7 protein-coding genes and 2 pseudogenes are annotated in these 17,448 nt (G+C 38.4%); 8 read left to right on the top strand and 1 reads right to left on the bottom strand.

The genetic code is table 11. The annotated features are described in order from the left end of the window. Positions 1 to 17: 17 nt before the first annotated feature. On the bottom strand, positions 18 to 1,754 hold the full coding sequence (locus tag JEU79_RS23660) for a glycosyltransferase (RefSeq protein ID WP_198266402.1): 1,737 nt from the start codon (positions 1,752 to 1,754) through the stop codon (positions 18 to 20). A gap of 307 nt (positions 1,755 to 2,061) precedes the next feature. Here JEU79_RS23660 and JEU79_RS23655 point away from each other — a divergent pair, with 307 nt between their 5' ends. The 8 genes and pseudogenes from JEU79_RS23655 (at position 2,062) to JEU79_RS23620 (ending at position 17,442) form a co-directional block, all read left to right on the top strand. Further along, on the top strand, positions 2,062 to 3,084 hold the full coding sequence (locus tag JEU79_RS23655; protein WP_214660667.1) for a glycosyltransferase family 2 protein: 1,023 nt from the start codon (positions 2,062 to 2,064) through the stop codon (positions 3,082 to 3,084). A 231-nt stretch (positions 3,085 to 3,315) separates the two neighbouring features. Then, a pseudogene (locus JEU79_RS23650) lies at positions 3,316 to 3,777 on the top strand (GDP-mannose 4,6-dehydratase); the annotation flags it as partial. Between the two features lie 82 nt (positions 3,778 to 3,859). Further along, entirely contained in the window at positions 3,860 to 4,183 is a 324-nt protein-coding gene (gene tnpA / locus JEU79_RS23645) for an IS66 family insertion sequence element accessory protein TnpA (protein ID WP_198262602.1), read from the top strand. Next, positions 4,180 to 4,446, top strand: a complete 267-nt coding sequence (gene tnpB / locus JEU79_RS23640) for an IS66 family insertion sequence element accessory protein TnpB (protein ID WP_198263387.1) — start codon at positions 4,180 to 4,182, stop codon at positions 4,444 to 4,446. Before tnpA ends, tnpB begins: the two co-directional genes overlap by 4 nt. A gap of 163 nt (positions 4,447 to 4,609) precedes the next feature. Continuing rightward, on the top strand, positions 4,610 to 6,139 hold the full coding sequence (tnpC, locus tag JEU79_RS23635; protein ID WP_198263504.1) for an IS66 family transposase: 1,530 nt from the start codon (positions 4,610 to 4,612) through the stop codon (positions 6,137 to 6,139). A 19-nt stretch (positions 6,140 to 6,158) separates the two neighbouring features. Further along, the gene (locus tag JEU79_RS23630; RefSeq protein WP_425511200.1) at positions 6,159 to 6,638 is read left to right on the top strand and encodes a GDP-mannose 4,6-dehydratase; all 480 of its coding nucleotides are present in this window, start codon (positions 6,159 to 6,161) and stop codon (positions 6,636 to 6,638) included. A 516-nt stretch (positions 6,639 to 7,154) separates the two neighbouring features. Continuing rightward, the gene (locus JEU79_RS23625; RefSeq protein ID WP_198266399.1) at positions 7,155 to 15,449 is read left to right on the top strand and encodes a beta strand repeat-containing protein; all 8,295 of its coding nucleotides are present in this window, start codon (positions 7,155 to 7,157) and stop codon (positions 15,447 to 15,449) included. A 301-nt stretch (positions 15,450 to 15,750) separates the two neighbouring features. Then, positions 15,751 to 17,442, top strand: a pseudogene (locus JEU79_RS23620) (O-linked N-acetylglucosamine transferase, SPINDLY family protein). The last annotated feature ends 6 nt before the right edge of the window (positions 17,443 to 17,448 follow it).

Below are 17,448 nucleotides of genomic sequence, written 5' to 3'. Positions count from 1 at the left end.
GTTAGGAAAACTTTTGTTTAGAAAAATAGGGTATCAAAATCAACCCTATTGAATAAATTAATATTACCGCCCTTGCTTGCGTTGTATATTCTTTTACCGGAATTTTCAAATGTTTCTTTAGCCAAAGAAAAATCATTGATTATATCGTCTATAGAGTCATTTCTAATAATTTGATTGATACTCAGGTTGGCCATATCAAAAGTAAAATCCATACCAATTAAATAAATTTCATGGAAGCCAAGATAAAAAGCTAACTGGAGACAAAGATGGTTAACTGAGGCACCAGAATAAAGACTATCAGTACAATTTTTTGAAAATCTAGGGTGAGCATAATCGGGATGATTTTTTTGCTTGAAACCGAAGTCTTCAGTAAAATAAATGAGCTTGTCATTTTTTTCCATTTTATCAATATAAATGCTAGGAAGAAATTTATAGGGGATAGATGAACATTTTATATGTCCCGATAAACTATTGATAATGAATTCATCATCAGCAACATAAAAGTAGGGGGTAAATCCATCACTGCTTATGTTGGCTATGATACCATTGCTGGCAAATGTGAATTCATTTTTTAGCAACATCAAATCACATTGATTGAGAGATGGACCATTACCAAGTATAAAACAGCGTTTATTATTAAACTTATTTTTAAGCTTTTGTAGAGGTGCTTTTTCAGATTCACTTAGAAATCGAAAGCCTTTGAATGTTTGAAGTGCTTCAAGTTCCATTTCACTTTTCAGGAGTAATATTGAGCATGTTTCAAATTTTTTTTCCAGTGCTTCCCTACTAAGATTTATATAGGATGTTTTATCAATAATGTTGTATTTTAGGTTTTTATATAATTCATTATCATATTGATTCAATAGTTGGAGATTCTCTTTATCCATTAATTGCCTCGTCTCCATTTCATTAAAAATGATACCCAGCATGTCATTGCTTCGGTCATCGGCGAACAGGTTGACAACATTGATTTCAGAGATAATACGTTTTGCACATTGGCATAAATATTCTGCTTTATATTTTATATATATTTTTTGTTCAATTAGAAAGTTTTTTATGCTATCAAGCATTAAGAATTTATCGGAAATATGTTCTAAAGAGGATTGACGGGTAGCTGAACCATCTCTTATATGCCAATTGTAATAGGGAATGTTGACTATACTAATGGATTGGGCGAAATAAAATAACTTAATGGCAACGATAATGTCTTCAAAATAATCAAGTTCAGGAAAATAAATGTTGTTTTCAATAAAAATACTTCGTCGGATGAGTTTAGACCATACAGTAGGTAATATATTGGATGTTAATATATCCTGGAATATTGCTTCTTTATTCTTAGAAACACAGGTTCTGGATATGCTTGAAACCTTACCTGTGTCGGATATTCGTTTATACATTGATACGACAATATCTGAAGATTGTTCACTGGCTTGACAATATAAGTCTTTAAGCATATTAGGGCTGATGTCATCATCGCTATCAACAAATACTAAATACTCGCCTTTGGCAAGAGTAATCCCTTTATTGCGAGCTGCCCATGCACCATGATTTTTTTGATTATAGATAATAACTCTGGGATCACTTCTTTTAAAATCGTCTATAATAGTAGCGCTGGAGTCCGTGGAACCATCATTAATAATGATAACTTCAATTTCAATATTGTTTAAATTTTGGCTGAGTATTGAGGCAAGACATCTCTCTAAGTACAATTCAGTATTATATACGGGTATAATGACACTGATATCAATTTCCATAAGTAGTGCTTAATCCAGAAGTTTTACAATCGAATACTATCACTGAAGGTTCTGTGATAGCATAAAAATTTAGTATAAAAGATTCAAGTGAAACTGTAAAGATTCATATATTTTCCCTATCTTATACTCGTGATACTTGTAAATGCCTTGCTATATTTTTAAGTTGGTTGGGTAAATATGAATCGTTATATATTAACTATATTCATTTGTATTTTTGAAAAATATGACAATGAAATTTATTCATGTACAGGATGTTTAATTAAAAATGCCAATAAATCCGACTGATCAGTCTAAATGCCTTCCATTAGTGACAGTTGTAACCGTGACTTATAATGCAGCAAAGTTGATTCGTTCAACTATTCAAAGTGTACTTGAACAGGATTATAAAAACATAGAATATATTATTATTGATGGTGGAAGCACGGATAATACATTGAATATTGTTCAAGAATATGAGCAATCCATTGATTATTGGCAAAGTGAACCAGACTCTGGTGTCTATGATGCAATGAACAAGGCAATTGATAAAGCATCAGGTGAATGGATAAACTTTATGAACGCAGGTGATAGCTTTTGTAAAAAAACAACTTTGTCTGAGGTTGCCGCTCATTTTGATCAAGAAGCGGAGCTTATTTCAGGTGGCATTTATTATATTGATGGAAATCATAGAGAGTATCGTCCCCCAAAAGACTTATCTGCTTTACAGAGTAGTATGTTATGTCATCAATCTCTTTTTACAAAAACTCATATAATGAAAAAATATAAGTTTAGCTTGGAGTTTAAAATTGTTTCAGATTATGATTTTGTTTTAAAATGCTACCATCATCATTACCACTTCAAATTTTTAGATTTTGCTATTGCTAATTTTATTGCGGGTGGAATGGCAGAAATGAATCCCGTGAGAGCAAAGATTGAAGATATGTTTGTCCAGTCCAAGTATTTGGAAAATCCCTATGAGATATACAACTTAAATTCATACGCTCGTTTTGAAAGTTTAAAAAAAGATAATAACTATTTATTTTCTGTGTTTTTAAATAAAGCAATGAACCAAATTGACGAAATAAAATTAAAATATAATAATATAGTTATTTATGGGGACAGTGTCTTTGCAGAATTAATTGCAGATAAATTTACTTCTGAGGTTGTTATTGTGGACAAAAATGCAAATAATATAATTTCTAAATACCATGTTATTGAACCAGGTGATTTGAATGAATATGTTTTTGATTGTATTCTAGTTGCTGTCTTAGGTCGTGAAAATAATATTGAAAATTATTTACATTATGAACTTGGTATTGATAAAGGGAAAATAAAAATACTATCGATATAAATTGATTAAGATTTGACAACTATTTAGGTGTTTTCTGACAACTTATTAATGATAGACTTGATATTATTGGGGTACGTTGGAGCTTGCGGATAGTAAAGTACTCCATGATTGATAAAATAACGAAGCCTGAATGTTCAAGTGTCATGGGTATAGTAATATTTGTGAAGGTTATTATAAGATAGGCAGCTTATATAGCTACGATGTTCACTGTAGAGGTATTCAATATTAAAAATGAATAGAAAAAAAGCTTTAATTATTGGTGTGTCAGGTCAAGATGGAGCTTATCTGGCTAAGTATCTTTTAGATAAAGATTATAGTGTTATCGGTACTTCAAGAGATGCATCCACATCTTCTTTTTTTAACCTGAACAACTTAGGAATTAAGGATTTAATTCAACTTAAATCAATGTCTCTGAATGAATTTCGTAGTGTGTTGCAGGTTTTGAGTGATATTAAACCTGATGAAATTTATAACTTGGCTGGACAAAGTTCTGTAGGCCTTTCTTTTGAACAACCCGTTGAAACATTTGATAGTATCAGTATTGCAGTACTAAACTTGCTTGAAGCAATGCGTTTTTTAAAATTGCCCATGCGACTTTACAATGCGAGCTCCAGTGAATGTTTTGGCAATACAGAAGGGGAAGCTGCATCAGAAACAACACTTTTTCAACCCAGAAGTCCCTATGCTGTTGCGTAAACGTCAATTAAAACCCACGTTCACAATAAGCTTCAGTTAGCTCAAACTATGATCTTCAATTCGTAATTTGGAGATACAAATGAGCAACCATTCAAAAGATGCTTCGATGAAGCAACACATAGAGGCCTGCCAAGCCAGTAACTTAAGCCAGGCAGTTTATTGTCAACAACATAAGATACCCTCTCATATTTTTAGCTATTATCGAAAGAAGTTGGGTTATGTTAGCTCATCAAAACAGGTCAACACCAACAATCAACTCATTCCCATTAATTTACTGGCCAATTCCCCCACAAGCAATGCAATTAAAGTAAGCCATACCAATGGTTTCAGTTTGGAAATCAATTCTGATACGAACCTGAATCAGCTCAAGTCCATTCTGGATTTGCTCAGGACTGTTTCATGATAACGGGCATCACAGTCAATCAGGTTTATCTGGTTTCTGGTGTTACCGATATGAGAAAAGCAACCAATGGGCTATCACTGATTGTCTCAGAGCAATTGGAACACAATCCCTTTGATGGCAGTGTCTTTGTTTTTTGTAATCGTCAGCGAGATAAACTTAAAATACTGTACTGGGAGCGTAATGGTTTCTGGCTTTACTATCGTACACTTGAAAAGGGAAATTCCAGTGGCCGATGGAAAAAGAACAACCCACTCTTTCGTTAACACTGAGAGAATTACAGTGGTTACTGGATGGTTTATCTTGCACACAACACCATGCTCACCCTGAAATTCATGGTCTGGAAAACAACTAAAAAAGTCCCTTTAGATGCGCATTAAACAGAATAAATACAAGCATTTAACGCTCATTTTTAGTATAATATAACGCATGAGTTCAACAGACAAAATACTACCAGAAGAGATACCAACGCTCAAAAACAGGGTGCTTGAACTCCAGTCAAAAGTGGACTGGTATGAGGAACAATTTCGTCTGTTGCAACACAAACGGTTTGGTACTTCCAGTGAAAAAGAAGCCCACCCCGACTTCTTTAATGAGGCAGAAACGTTCGCCGAAGAAGCACCGGAAGTCCGTGAAACCATTACTTATGAGCGTAAAAAGCCCGGTCGTAAGCCTTTACCTAAAGACCTACCTCGTAAAGTTGTTCGTCATGAGTTATCTGAAGCAGAACAAGTCTGTGACTGCGGTCATCACTTGCATGAAATTGGTGAAGAGACCTCAGAGCAACTGGAAATTGTTCCTGCTCAGGTATATGTTGTAGAACATGTTCAGGTTAAATATGCCTGTCGTGCTTGTGAGGAAGGCGTTAAAACTGCTCCTAAGCCTGCACAGCCCATTCCTAGAAGTTTTGCATCACCCAGCCTGCTGGCCTATATCATTGTTTCTAAATTCCTAGACAGCTTGCCTCTCTATCGACAGGAAGCGATATTTAAACGCTATAAGATAACACTTTCCAGAGCCAGTATGTCCAACTGGGTGCTTAAATCAGCTGAATTACTCAAACCCTTTTATAATCGGTTGTTGTATTATCTCATTAGGCAGAAAATCATCCAGGCCGATGAAACAACGATGCGAGTGATCCATGATGGACGTGAGAATTGCCCTAAATCTTATATGTGGCTCTATCAAAGTGGCGGCTATCATTCCAAGTGTCCCATTGTTTTGTATGAGTATCAGCCTACTCGTGCAGGCCAACATGCCAAAACCTTTTTAACGGGGTTTTCAGGTTACCTGCAAACGGATGGCTTTCCCGGTTATCATATATTCGAAAATGAGAACAGTGAAGTCACTTTATTAGGCTGCATGGCACATGCTCGTCGCAAGTTCCATGATGCCTTAAAAGCATTACCCAAGAACAGTCAGAAAAAGCCTGGCATGGTACAAATGGCGATCAGTAAAATTGCTAAATTGTATGCGATTGAAAAACAAATCAAACCGCTCAATGCTGAACAACGTTACCTGATCCGTCAGGAAAAAAGCAAACCACTACTGGATGACTTTAAAAAGTGGTGTGATGATAAAGTGACTAAAACAACAAAAGACAGTAAGTTGGGTGTCGCTATTCGTTATGTGATCAATCAATGGAAGTATCTGACTGTCTATCTTGAAGAGGGCAACCTCCAGATTGATAATAATATGGCAGAGCGGCGGATCAAACCCTTTGTGATTGGGCGCAAAAACTGGGTCATGAACCAAAATCCTCGTGGTGCTGAGGCCAGTGCTATTTTATATTCAATCGTGCAAACAGCGAAAGCAAACAACCTAGAGCCCTTTGCCTTTTTAACACACATTCTGACTGAGTTACCTAAGCTGGGCAGGCATTATGATGATGAGGCTTTAGAGCAATTGTTGCCATGGAATTTGACTGAAAAAATTCAGCCTTTAAATAAAGTGGAATGATACGTCAACGTGGGAAGTTTTGACGTATACTATTTATGCGTGTTCAGGTTTGTTGTTTAATCATGAGTCACCATTAAGACCTGAACGTTTTGTTACCCGAAAAATTATCAATACAGCTTGTCGAATTGTTCGGGGTAGTAATGAGAAATTAATCTTAGGTAATACGGCGATAAAAAGGGACTGGGGATGGGCCCCAGAGTATGTAGCTGCTATGTGGCTGATGCTACAACAGGAAAAAGCTGAAGATTTTGTTGTTGCAACGGGAAAAACTTATGCTTTGCATGAATTTGTTGCCGAAGTTTTTAAAAGTTTAAATTTAAAATGTGAAGAGCATGTAATAACTCAGAGTGATTTTTACCGTCCATCTGATATTGATATCTCAGTTGCGAACCCATCTAAAGCAGAGAGAATTCTCGGTTGGAAAGCGTTATATTCAATGCCTGATATAGTAAAGATGATGATTGAAGCTGAATGTAATGAACATAAAATATCAATTTAAGGTGTAATAATTTATATGAATGTTGAATGTTGAATGTTGAATGTTGAATGTTGAATGTTGAATGTTGAATGTTGAATGTTGAATGTTGAATGTTGTCAGAGTTGAGCATTTAAAAGAAATTGGTGATTTCAATGTGTGTTGTCAGATGATAATTGAGGAATTTGTAATAATTTCTAAAGAAAGTGCTAATCGAACCGCTATATAAATTGAAGCGGTAAATGTAGGATTTTAATCCAGCATATCTGCTAAATGAAAAAACAGTAATTTGTTTCCTATTTAGACTAAATTTAGATGTAAATTTTCTTAAAGTTGGCATTAGTATTGCATGCTTTTAATGTACGCTATTATTAAGACGTCTGTAATTTATGCTTATATCTATTTGTTTTATATGAATTTTATATTAATAAAATTTCTTCTTTATATCGTCTTGTGTGGCATTAATGTTATATTTTTCATGCAATCATGACTGATAAATGTTACTAAAAATTGTAAAAGAAAAAAGTTTGGAGATTAAGAATGGCTATCGATAGTTTGACACCAGCTGATATTAGTGCACTGACGACTGCACAGATTGTGGCGCTGACGACTACAGATTTTGCAGGTATGTCAACCGATCAAATTGATGCACTTAGTGCTACACAATTTCGTGTTATTGAAACGAGAGACCTTGTCGTACTAAGCTCTACTCAGCTTGAGGCGGTTTCAACCTATAATATAGCTTCATTACAATCCGACCAATTAAGAGCTTTGACAAATGGCCAGATAACAGCTCTATCGAGTGACCAATTAAATGCTTTATCTACTGCGAGTATTTCGGTATTACGAACAAACCAAGTTCGCTCAATTGAAACCAATGATTTAGTTGCATTTTCAGCATTCCAGGTTGCTGCTTTTACCTCAATACAGACTGCTAATTTAACGGGGTCTCAAATTGGAGCATTAACAAGTAATCAGGTACAGGCTTTTGCAACTGATGATATTGTTGCTCTAAAGACAGGACAAGTCCGCTTATTATCAACGGATAGCATTGCCGCATTAACGACTAGTCAAATGGTTGCTATGGAATCAGAAGACTTACGTGCGTTAACTTCTGAGCAGACCGCATCCATAAGTCTTGAAAACATAAGCGCCATGACAAGCTCTCAAGCGAGATCGCTTACGGGTGCTCAGATGCAGCAATTGACAAGTGCTCAATTAAATGCATTGTCAACAGATAATATGGCTGCTCTTACAACGGGCCAAGTAAGATTTATTGAAACGGATGATATTACCAGTTTGTCGACTAAGCAAATTGCTGCTTTGACATCTGAACAAGTGAGTAGTCTTAAAGGTGATCAAATATCAGCTTTAACTTCTGAACAAATACAAGCATTTTCAACCAATGATATTGTGGCATTAAAATCTGGACAGATGGCACTGATGTCAACAGATAGCATTGCTGCGTTAACAACTGATCAGTTTAAAGCAATGGAAACTGAAGATTTACGTGCAATGACAGGAGCACAGGTTACTGCATTAACTACTGTTAATATAAATGCAATGACGACAGATCAAGCAAAAGCATTGACTGGCGCACAAATGCAACAACTGTCCAGTGAGCAATTTAATGCTTTGTCTACAGATAATATTGCGGTGCTATCAACAGGCCAAGTGAGACTTATTGAAACTGATGACATTGCTAATTTATCAACTCAGCAAATAGCCGCTCTTACATCGACTCAAGTTGCAGCTTTGACTGGTTCTCAAATAGCCTCCTTAAATTCTGAGCAATTCCAAGCTTTTTCAACCAATGATATTGTTGCTTTGAAAACAGGGCAGATTACGGTGATGTCCACGGATAATATCGCTGCGCTGACAACTGATCAAATGATTGCAATGGAAGTTGAAGATTTGCGTGCGATGAGTTCGGATCAAATTGCAGCATTAAGTGCAGATAATATTGGTGTGATGACCACGGATCAAGCTTCCCAATTAACGGGCGCACAAATCCAACAAATGTCCAGTGATCAACTTAATACTTTTACTACAGATAATATTGCGGCTTTAACGACAGGACAAATCAGATTAATAGAAACATCAAATTTATCGGGCTTATTGACAGATCAAATTGCTGCACTCACATCGACTCAAACAGCTGCACTAAAAGGAGACCAAGTTGCGGCTTTAACATCCGATCAAATTCAAGCCTTTTCAACCGCCGATATTGTTGCACTAAAAACAGGGCAAATGGCAGTCTTATCGACAGATAGTATTGCTGCGCTGACAACCGATCAAATGATTGCAATGGAAGTTGATGATTTACGTTCGCTGACTTCTGATCAGTTTGCAGCATTAAGTGCAGATAATATTGGTGTGATGACCACGGATCAAGCTTCCCAATTAACGGGTACACAAATTCAGCAAATGTCCAGTGATCAACTCAATACTTTTACTACAGATAATATTGCCGCTTTAACGACAGGGCAAATAAGATTAGTAGAGGCCTCTAATTTATCGGGTTTACTGACTGATCAAATTGCTGCATTAACATCAACACAAACAGCTTCACTAAAAGGAGACCAGGTTGCTGCTCTAACATCCGAGCAAGTTCAAGCTTTTTCAACTGCTGATATCGTTGCACTAAAAACAGGTCAAATGGCAGTCTTATCCACAGATAGTATTGCAGCACTAACCACTGATCAAATGCTTGCAATGGAAGTTGATGATTTACGTGCGCTGAATTCAGATCAAATTGCTGCATTAAGCTCTGAAAGTATTGGTGTGATGACAACCGATCAGGCTTCTGCTTTAACGGGTTTGCAAATGCAGCAAATATCCAGTGATCAACTTAATATTTTTACTACGGATAATATTGCCGCCTTAACAACCGGTCAAGTTCGGTTTATTGAAACTTCGAATCTAATAGGCTTGTCGACTGATCAAATTGCCGCACTCACATCGACTCAAACAGCAGCACTAAAAGGAGATCAAGTTGCAGCTCTAACATCCGATCAAATTCAATCTTTTTCAACTGCTGATATCGTTGCGCTAAAAACGGGGCAAATGTCGGTTTTATCAACAGATAGTATTGCAGCACTGACAACTGATCAGATGATTGCAGTGGAAGTTAATGACTTACGTGCGATGAATTCTGATCAATTTGCTGCATTAAGTACTGATAATGTGGCTGTAATGACTACGGACCAAGCTTCAAAATTAACTGGTGCACAAGTCCAACAAATGTCAAGCGATCAATTAAATGCATTGGCAACAGATAGCGTCGTGGCATTGACAACAGGTCAAATTAGATTTATTGAGGCGAGTAATTTATCAAACTTATCAACGGACCAAATTGCAGCTTTGACATCCGATCAAGTTGTTTCTCTTAAAGGTGATCAGATATCAGCTTTGAATTCAGATCAAATTCAAGTCTTTTCAACCGCTGATATTGTTGCTTTGAAAACGGGACAAGTATCTCTTTTATCAACAGATAGTATAGCAGCTCTGACAAGTGATCAAATTATTGCAATGGAAACTCAGGATCTGCGAGCTTTGACTTCTGATCAAACTACAGCATTAAGCACAAATAGTATTGCTTCACTAACGTCTGATCAAAGTCAGTCTCTTACGAGTACTCAATTTGTTACATTAACAACTGATCAGTTAAATGCCCTGACGACTGATAATTTTTCTCTGATAACAGATATAAGAATACAAGCGATAGAGACGACTAAGTTCGCAAATCTATCGACTGATCAAATTTCAGCCTTAACAACTGATCAAACTATTAGCTTAACGACCGATCAAATAAGTTCACTAACATCTGATCAAACTCTTTCTTTAACGACGGGTAATGTTATTGCGTTAACAACTGATCAGATTCAGGCTGTATCTACTGATAATATTGCGGCATTATCTAGCGATCAAATGATTGCAATGGAGACCAATGATTTACGTGTATTGAGTACCGATCAGATTGGCGCATTAAGCACGGGTAGTATTTCCGTTCTATCTTCCGACCAAACTCGCGGCATGAGTGTTCTGCAAATTCAGGCATTATCAACCGATCAATTTAATGCCTTAACAACCGATAATTTAGTTGCCTTTACAGGGGATCAATATAGAACGATTCCTACCGATAGTATTGCATCGCTGTCAACAGATAGTATTGCTGCACTGACCGACGAGCAAGCTTTTGCGCTAACCAGTGAGCAACTAAATGCTTTGACTACTGCTCAAGTGGGCGCTTTAACATCGGATTCTGTTCAGGCTTTTGCCGCTATTCAATTTAGCACGATGTCCAGCAGTCAAATAAATGCTTTAACAACCGATAATATGGCCTTATTGTCGGGTGAGCAAATACAGCGCATTAATAGCAGTGTTATGTCAAATATAACCACCGATAATATTGCTGCCCTGACCTCGGATCAAACCGCTAATTTAACCGGTGATCAACTCACGGCAATGACGACTAATCAGGTTAGAGCATTTTCTAGCAGTGATATTGTTGCCCTGAGTTTGATACAAATGCGCTCTATGACGACTGATAATATTGCAGCATTGACTACTGATCAAGTTGTTGCCATTGAAACAAAAGATCTGCGTGTACTTAACTCTGATCAACTGGGTGCTTTGACCACCAAAAATATTGAAGCATTAACATCGGATCAGGTTCAGGGTCTAAGTTCTACACAAGTGGCTAGTTTGGATACTGATCAGATTAGAGCGATTACTACCGATAATATTGCAGCACTCACGTCATCACAAGTGGAAGCGATGACGGGCGCTCAATTAACTGCCTTGGCTGTAGGTCAGATTCAGGCATTGGAAACAGATGATCTCCGTACTCTTGATACTACCCAAATTGCAGCTATCACCCCGGATAATATTGGTGAATTAAGCTCTGACCAGGTTCAGGCACTGACGACGAAACAAGTTGCTGCTCTATCCAGTGATCAGCTCAATAGTTTATCGACAGATAACATGGGTGTCCTCACCAGTGCTCAAATACAAGCGATTGAAGTGTCAGACTTGGCAAGCCTCTCGGATATTAAAATAGAAGCAATGGGCTCAGATCAAATTGCGAGTCTGACTACAACACAATTCCAGGTATTAACATCGGATCAGATCCGTGCTCTATCAACAGATGAAATTGCTGCCTTATCAGTAGAGCAGGTAGGAGTGATGTCAACGGATAGTATTCAGGGCTTGTTTACTAATCAAATTGCGGCTTTTGGTACCGATGAAATTAGTTCGATGAGTACCGATCAAATTTCTTCCTTTACTCGAACTCATATTAATAGTTTATCGTCTGATCAAACAATTGCTTTGACAGCGCCACAAATCACATCGTTATCCAGCGATCAAATCAACGTGATTAGTACGGATAATTTAGCGGTGCTAACCTCAGGACAAATTCAAGCCATTGATACTGCAGATTTAGCTGCTTTAACAACGGATAACACAACGGCTTTAACCTCCGATCAAATATCCAGTTTGACGACTGAGCAATTGAGTGCGTTGAGCTCTGATCAGATGTTAACCTTTGCTACTGATGAAATTGCTGCCTTGACGACAGATCAAATGCCGGGCATTACCACTGATAATGTCGCTAATTTAATCAGTGATCAAATCCAGGCGATTGAAACGGCTGATCTTGCGGCTTTAAATACCGATCAAGTTGGGGCAATAACAACGGATAATATCAATGTATTGTCTTCGGATCAGGCTACTGCCTTTACTGGGGCACAGATTACATCCTTATCCAGTGATCAACTGAATGCCATGACGACTGATAATTTATCGGTATTATCATCTGATCAAATTCAAGCAATTGAAGATGCCGATCTGGCTGCTTTGTCAACGGATAACACGACAGCCTTAACGTCAGATCAAATTTCAAGCTTAACTAACTCACAGATTGGTGTTTTGACAACGGATCAGATACAAACCTTTGCGACAGATGAAATTGTAGCCATGACGTCTGATCAAATGACGGCAATGACAACGGATAATCTGAATGCCTTAACAACGGATCAGTTTAGTTCGATTGAAACCAATGATTTACAAGCGCTCAATAGTGACCAGATCATTTCAATAAATACCGATAGCATTGCAGCACTGACCTCCGATCAAAGTAGTGCACTAACCGGAACTCAGATTACGGCATTAAGCAGTGATCAATTCAATGCCATGACGACTGATAATATAGCTTCTTTAAGTTCTGATCAGATTCAGGCGATAGAAGTGGCAGATTTATCGGCACTATCGACGGATAACACGACTGCATTGACCTCGGATCAAACCGCGAGTTTGACTAATTCGCAAATAGGGGGGCTAACGACTGATCAAATACAAACTTTTGCGACAGATGAAATAGCAGCCTTAACAACTGATCAAATGACGGCAATGACGACCGATAATTTGAATGCCTTAACAACCGACCAGTTTAGATCGATTGAAACAGAAGATTTACAAACTCTGAATAGTGATCAGGTTATTTCATTAAATACAGATAGTATTTCAGCACTGACCTCGGATCAAAGTGTTGCACTAAATGCATCTCAGATTGCAACCTTGTCCAGTGATCAATTTAATGCCATGACCACGGACAATATTGCAGCACTCACATCCGATCAAATTCAGGCTATTGAAGTGGCTGATATTACAGCCTTATCGACTGATAATACGGCGGCACTGACATCTGATCAAACGGCAAGCTTGACGACTGATCAGGTTGGTGCGTTGACTTCCGACCAGATTCAGACGTTTGCCACGGATGATATTGTGGCCTTAAGTACCAATCAAATACCGGCCATGAGTACGGATAATATTAATGCCTTAACCACCGATCAGGTACAGGCGATTGAAGTCGTTGATTTGCAAGCCTTCAATACGGATCAAATAGCGGCCTTAAATACTGATGGCATTGCTGCTCTGAGTTCAGACCAAACCGTATCATTGAGTGGAGCGCAGATTGCTTCACTATCCAGTGATCAACTGAATGCATTGACCACAGATAATGTGTCACAACTCACCACTGATCAGGTGCAAGCAATTGAAATAGCTGACTTGGCTGCCTTATCGACCGATAACACCACAGCCTTAACTTCAGATCAAATTAGTACGTTGACGAATTCACAATTGGGTGCTTTAACAACGGATCAAATTCAAACCTTTGCAACGGATGAAATCGCCGCCCTGACCACTGCGCAAATGTCCGGTATAACAACCGATAATTTGAATGCTTTGACTAGCGATCAGGTGCAGGCCATCGAAACCGATGACTTACAAGCACTCAATACCGATCAAACCAGTGCGCTGAGTACCGATGGTATCAATGCCTTAACCTCCGATCAAACTGTGGCCTTAACGAATGCGCAGATAACCTCACTTTCTAGTGATCAACTGAATGCTCTAACAACAGATAATGTTGCGGAGCTGACTTCTGGACAAATTCAGGCGATTGAAACAGCAGATTTGGCCGCTTTAACGACGGATAGTATTACTGCGCTGACATCGGATCAAATACCTAGCTTAACCAATGCACAATTAGGTGCTTTAACATCTGATCAAATTCAGACCTTTGCTACCGATGAAATTGCATCTCTGACAACCGGACAAATGTCGGGTCTGAGTAGTGATAATCTCAATGCTTTAACCAGTGATCAAATTCAGGCCATTGAAACAGAAGATCTGCAAGTGTTGAGTACCACGCAGACAAGTGCTATTAGTACGGATGGTATTAATGCATTGACATCGGATCAGACGGTTGCGTTGACCAATGCACAGGTGGCCTCATTATCCAGTGATCAGCTCAATGCATTGACGACTGATAATGTTTCTGAATTAACGGGAACTCAATTACAATCAATTTCAACTGACAACGTTGCTGCGCTATCAACCGATAGTGTGACAGCATTGAGCGTCTCTCAGGTTGTCAGTTTGACCAGCTCTCAGATACAAGCTCTGACTACGGATCAAATTCAAACCTTCGCCACTGATGAAATTGAAGCCATGACGACAGCTCAAATTGGCGCTTTGACAACGGACAATTTAAATGCACTGAGCACGGATCAACTGCAGGCAATTGAGACCAATGACATACAAGTCTTAAACTCAACTCAGATCAGTAATCTGAGTACTGATGCAGTGACTTCTCTGAGTTCAGCTCAGACTACTGCATTGACCAATGCACAGATACAGGCTTTGACCAGTGACCAGTTCAATGCCATGACCACAGATCAAATCAGTACGCTAACAACGGCGCAAATTCAGGCCATTGAACTGGGTGATTTCTCTGCTTTATCGACAGATAATATTGCTGCTCTGACTACGGATCAAACCGCGAGCTTGACCGGTTCACAATTAGGCTCATTGACAACTGATCAGATTCAGGCTTTTGGTACGGAAGACATTGTTGCTTTAACCACGGCACAGATGCAATATCTGAGCAGTGATAATGTGGCGGCAATGACGACTGACCAAATTCAGGCAATGGAAACGCAGGACTTACGTGAATTAAGTGCCACACAGGTACAGGCCATTGAAACGGTTGATATGCAAGCAATGACCGCAGGTCAAATTTCTGCCATGACTTATACGCAAGTGGCTTCACTGACCTCTGATCAAATCCAATCAGGTCTTGGTACCACACAATTTACCAATATGAGCGATAGCCAGATTCAGTCTATAACGACTACTCAGGTTCAAGCGTTGACGTCTGACCAAATTCAGTCACTGACCAGTGATCAAGAATATGCCATTACTTATGCTCAAATCGATGCAATGACAACGGATCAAACTGCTGGATTTGAAGTACGTACGGTATAAAAAATAGTTAAATTCAGATTGACCATGGCTAAAAATAGGCTTGATCTGAATTCCCAGTTATATCTCCCTCCTCTAGCTTAAAATTTCCTATTTTAAGGCTCCCTTAATACTGTTTTTATGTGCTATAGTTTATTTAATTAAATGTTTAAATTGCCAACTTCATAAGAGGATATTGATATTGACAATTGAAAGTGATTTTACCTTAGCAATAAAAAATGCATGGCAGGGAACGCTCGATCATACCCATCTACTCTCTTATGCTGCAGACTTAGAAGCACAAGGCGAGTTAACACTCTCTATTGTGTTATATCAGACTTGGCTAAAACGAAATGACTCAGTATACAATCACGTTGCCTGGTTTAATTTAGGGGCAGCTCTTTTCAAGGTAGGCGACCTGCAAGGTGCTAAAGACGCTTATACCGAAGCCATTAAACTCGATCATAATTTTGTTCAACCACGTTTTAATCTTGGCATGACCTACGAACGTCTTGGAATGATAGATGAAGCGATTATTGAATGGCGCTGGCTTGATGATAATATCCTACCGAATCAAGCTGATAAGCGTGAGGTGCTTTTACTGGCACTGAACAATCTGGGACGCTTATTAGAAACCTCTGATAAGCGCTATCATACAGCCTTAGGTTATATGACCAAAAGTCTGACAATAGAACCTAATCAGCCCGATGTCCTGCACCATTTAGTTTTTTTACGTGCCAAGCATTGCGTCTGGCCTGTGTATGAAGCATTTGCTGACGTGAGTGTCGAATTATTAAAGCAATCAACATCAGCACTGGCTATGATCAGCCTTTCAGATGATCCGGAAACACAACTAGCTGCCGCACGTAATTATGTTAAGAAAAAAATTAATAATGATGTACCTCAATTAGCCCAACAAACTGGGTATGGGCACAAAAAAATTCGTATCGGCTACTGTTCATCGGATTTTTGTCTGCATCCAGTGGCGATGTTAACGGTCGAATTATTTGAATTGCATGATCGAGATAACTTTGAAGTTTATGGTTTTTGCTGGACTAATCAGGGTGATTCACCTCTTCGACAACGTGTCATTAAGGGTATGGATCATTTTGAGAGTATTTTGCACCTTAGTGATGAAGCCGCTGCACGCTTAATTCGAGAACGTGAAATTGACATTCTTGTTGATTTGCACGGACAAACCCTGGGGGCTCGCACTAATATGCTGGCCTATCATCCTGCCCCCATTCAAATCACCTATTTGGGCTTGCCGGCAACAACTGGCCTACCTTCCATCGACTATGTCATTGCCGATAAATTTTTAATTCCTGAAGAATATAGAAAATATTATTCAGAAAAAATGATTTACATGCCTGATGTGTATCAGGTTTGCGATAGTCAAAGAAAAAATGGCATTATTCCTAGCCGTGCCCAATGTGGCCTACCGGAAGATAGCTTTGTTTTTTGTTCATTCAATAATAATTACAAATATACACCAGAGGTTTTTGCCATCTGGATGAATATTTTGCGCAGAGTGCCCAATAGCGTACTTTGGCTATTAGCAGATAATCCCTGGTCAGAAATGAATTAAAAAAATGCTTTTAAATCACATGGGATTGATGAACAACGCTTAATTTTTGCCCCAAGAGTATCTCCGGAAGATTATCTGGCGCGTTTTGCAACGGCTGATTTGTTTTTGGATACATTTCCTTTTAATGCCGGGACTACAGCCAATGATGTCTTATGGATGGGTTTGCCAATACTGACACTCACAGGAAAATCTTTTGCATCACGCATGGCAGGAGCATTATTGACTGCGGCAAAACTACCGGAATTAATTGCATACAACTTGCATGACTATGAAGAGATGGCGGTTAAATTGGCACAAGATAGTGACAACTACCGTCGTTTAAGGCAGCAGGTTGAAGCGATCAAAGTTGATGGTGTGCTATTTGATACACCACGCTTTGTAGTGAATCTTGAAACACAACTAAAATCATTGATGTCACAACTGAAATAATAGGAG

This window comes from sulfur-oxidizing endosymbiont of Gigantopelta aegis (assembly GCF_016097415.1).
Lineage (GTDB): Bacteria > Pseudomonadota > Gammaproteobacteria > GRL18 > GRL18 > GRL18.
The sequence above is the reverse complement of the archived record's forward strand: the minus strand, read 5'-3'. Positions and strand labels throughout refer to the sequence as shown.

Excerpts from the sequence above, each read along its gene's own strand:
- JEU79_RS23660 (WP_198266402.1), bottom strand. The coding sequence starts at position 1,754 with ATGGAAATTGATATCAGTGTCATTATACCCGTATATAATACTGAATTG.
- tnpA (WP_198262602.1), top strand. The coding sequence starts at position 3,860 with ATGAGCAACCATTCAAAAGATGCTTCGATGAAGCAACACATAGAGGCC.
- tnpB (WP_198263387.1), top strand. The coding sequence starts at position 4,180 with ATGATAACGGGCATCACAGTCAATCAGGTTTATCTGGTTTCTGGTGTT.
- tnpC (WP_198263504.1), top strand. The coding sequence starts at position 4,610 with ATGAGTTCAACAGACAAAATACTACCAGAAGAGATACCAACGCTCAAA.
- JEU79_RS23625 (WP_198266399.1), top strand. The coding sequence starts at position 7,155 with ATGGCTATCGATAGTTTGACACCAGCTGATATTAGTGCACTGACGACT.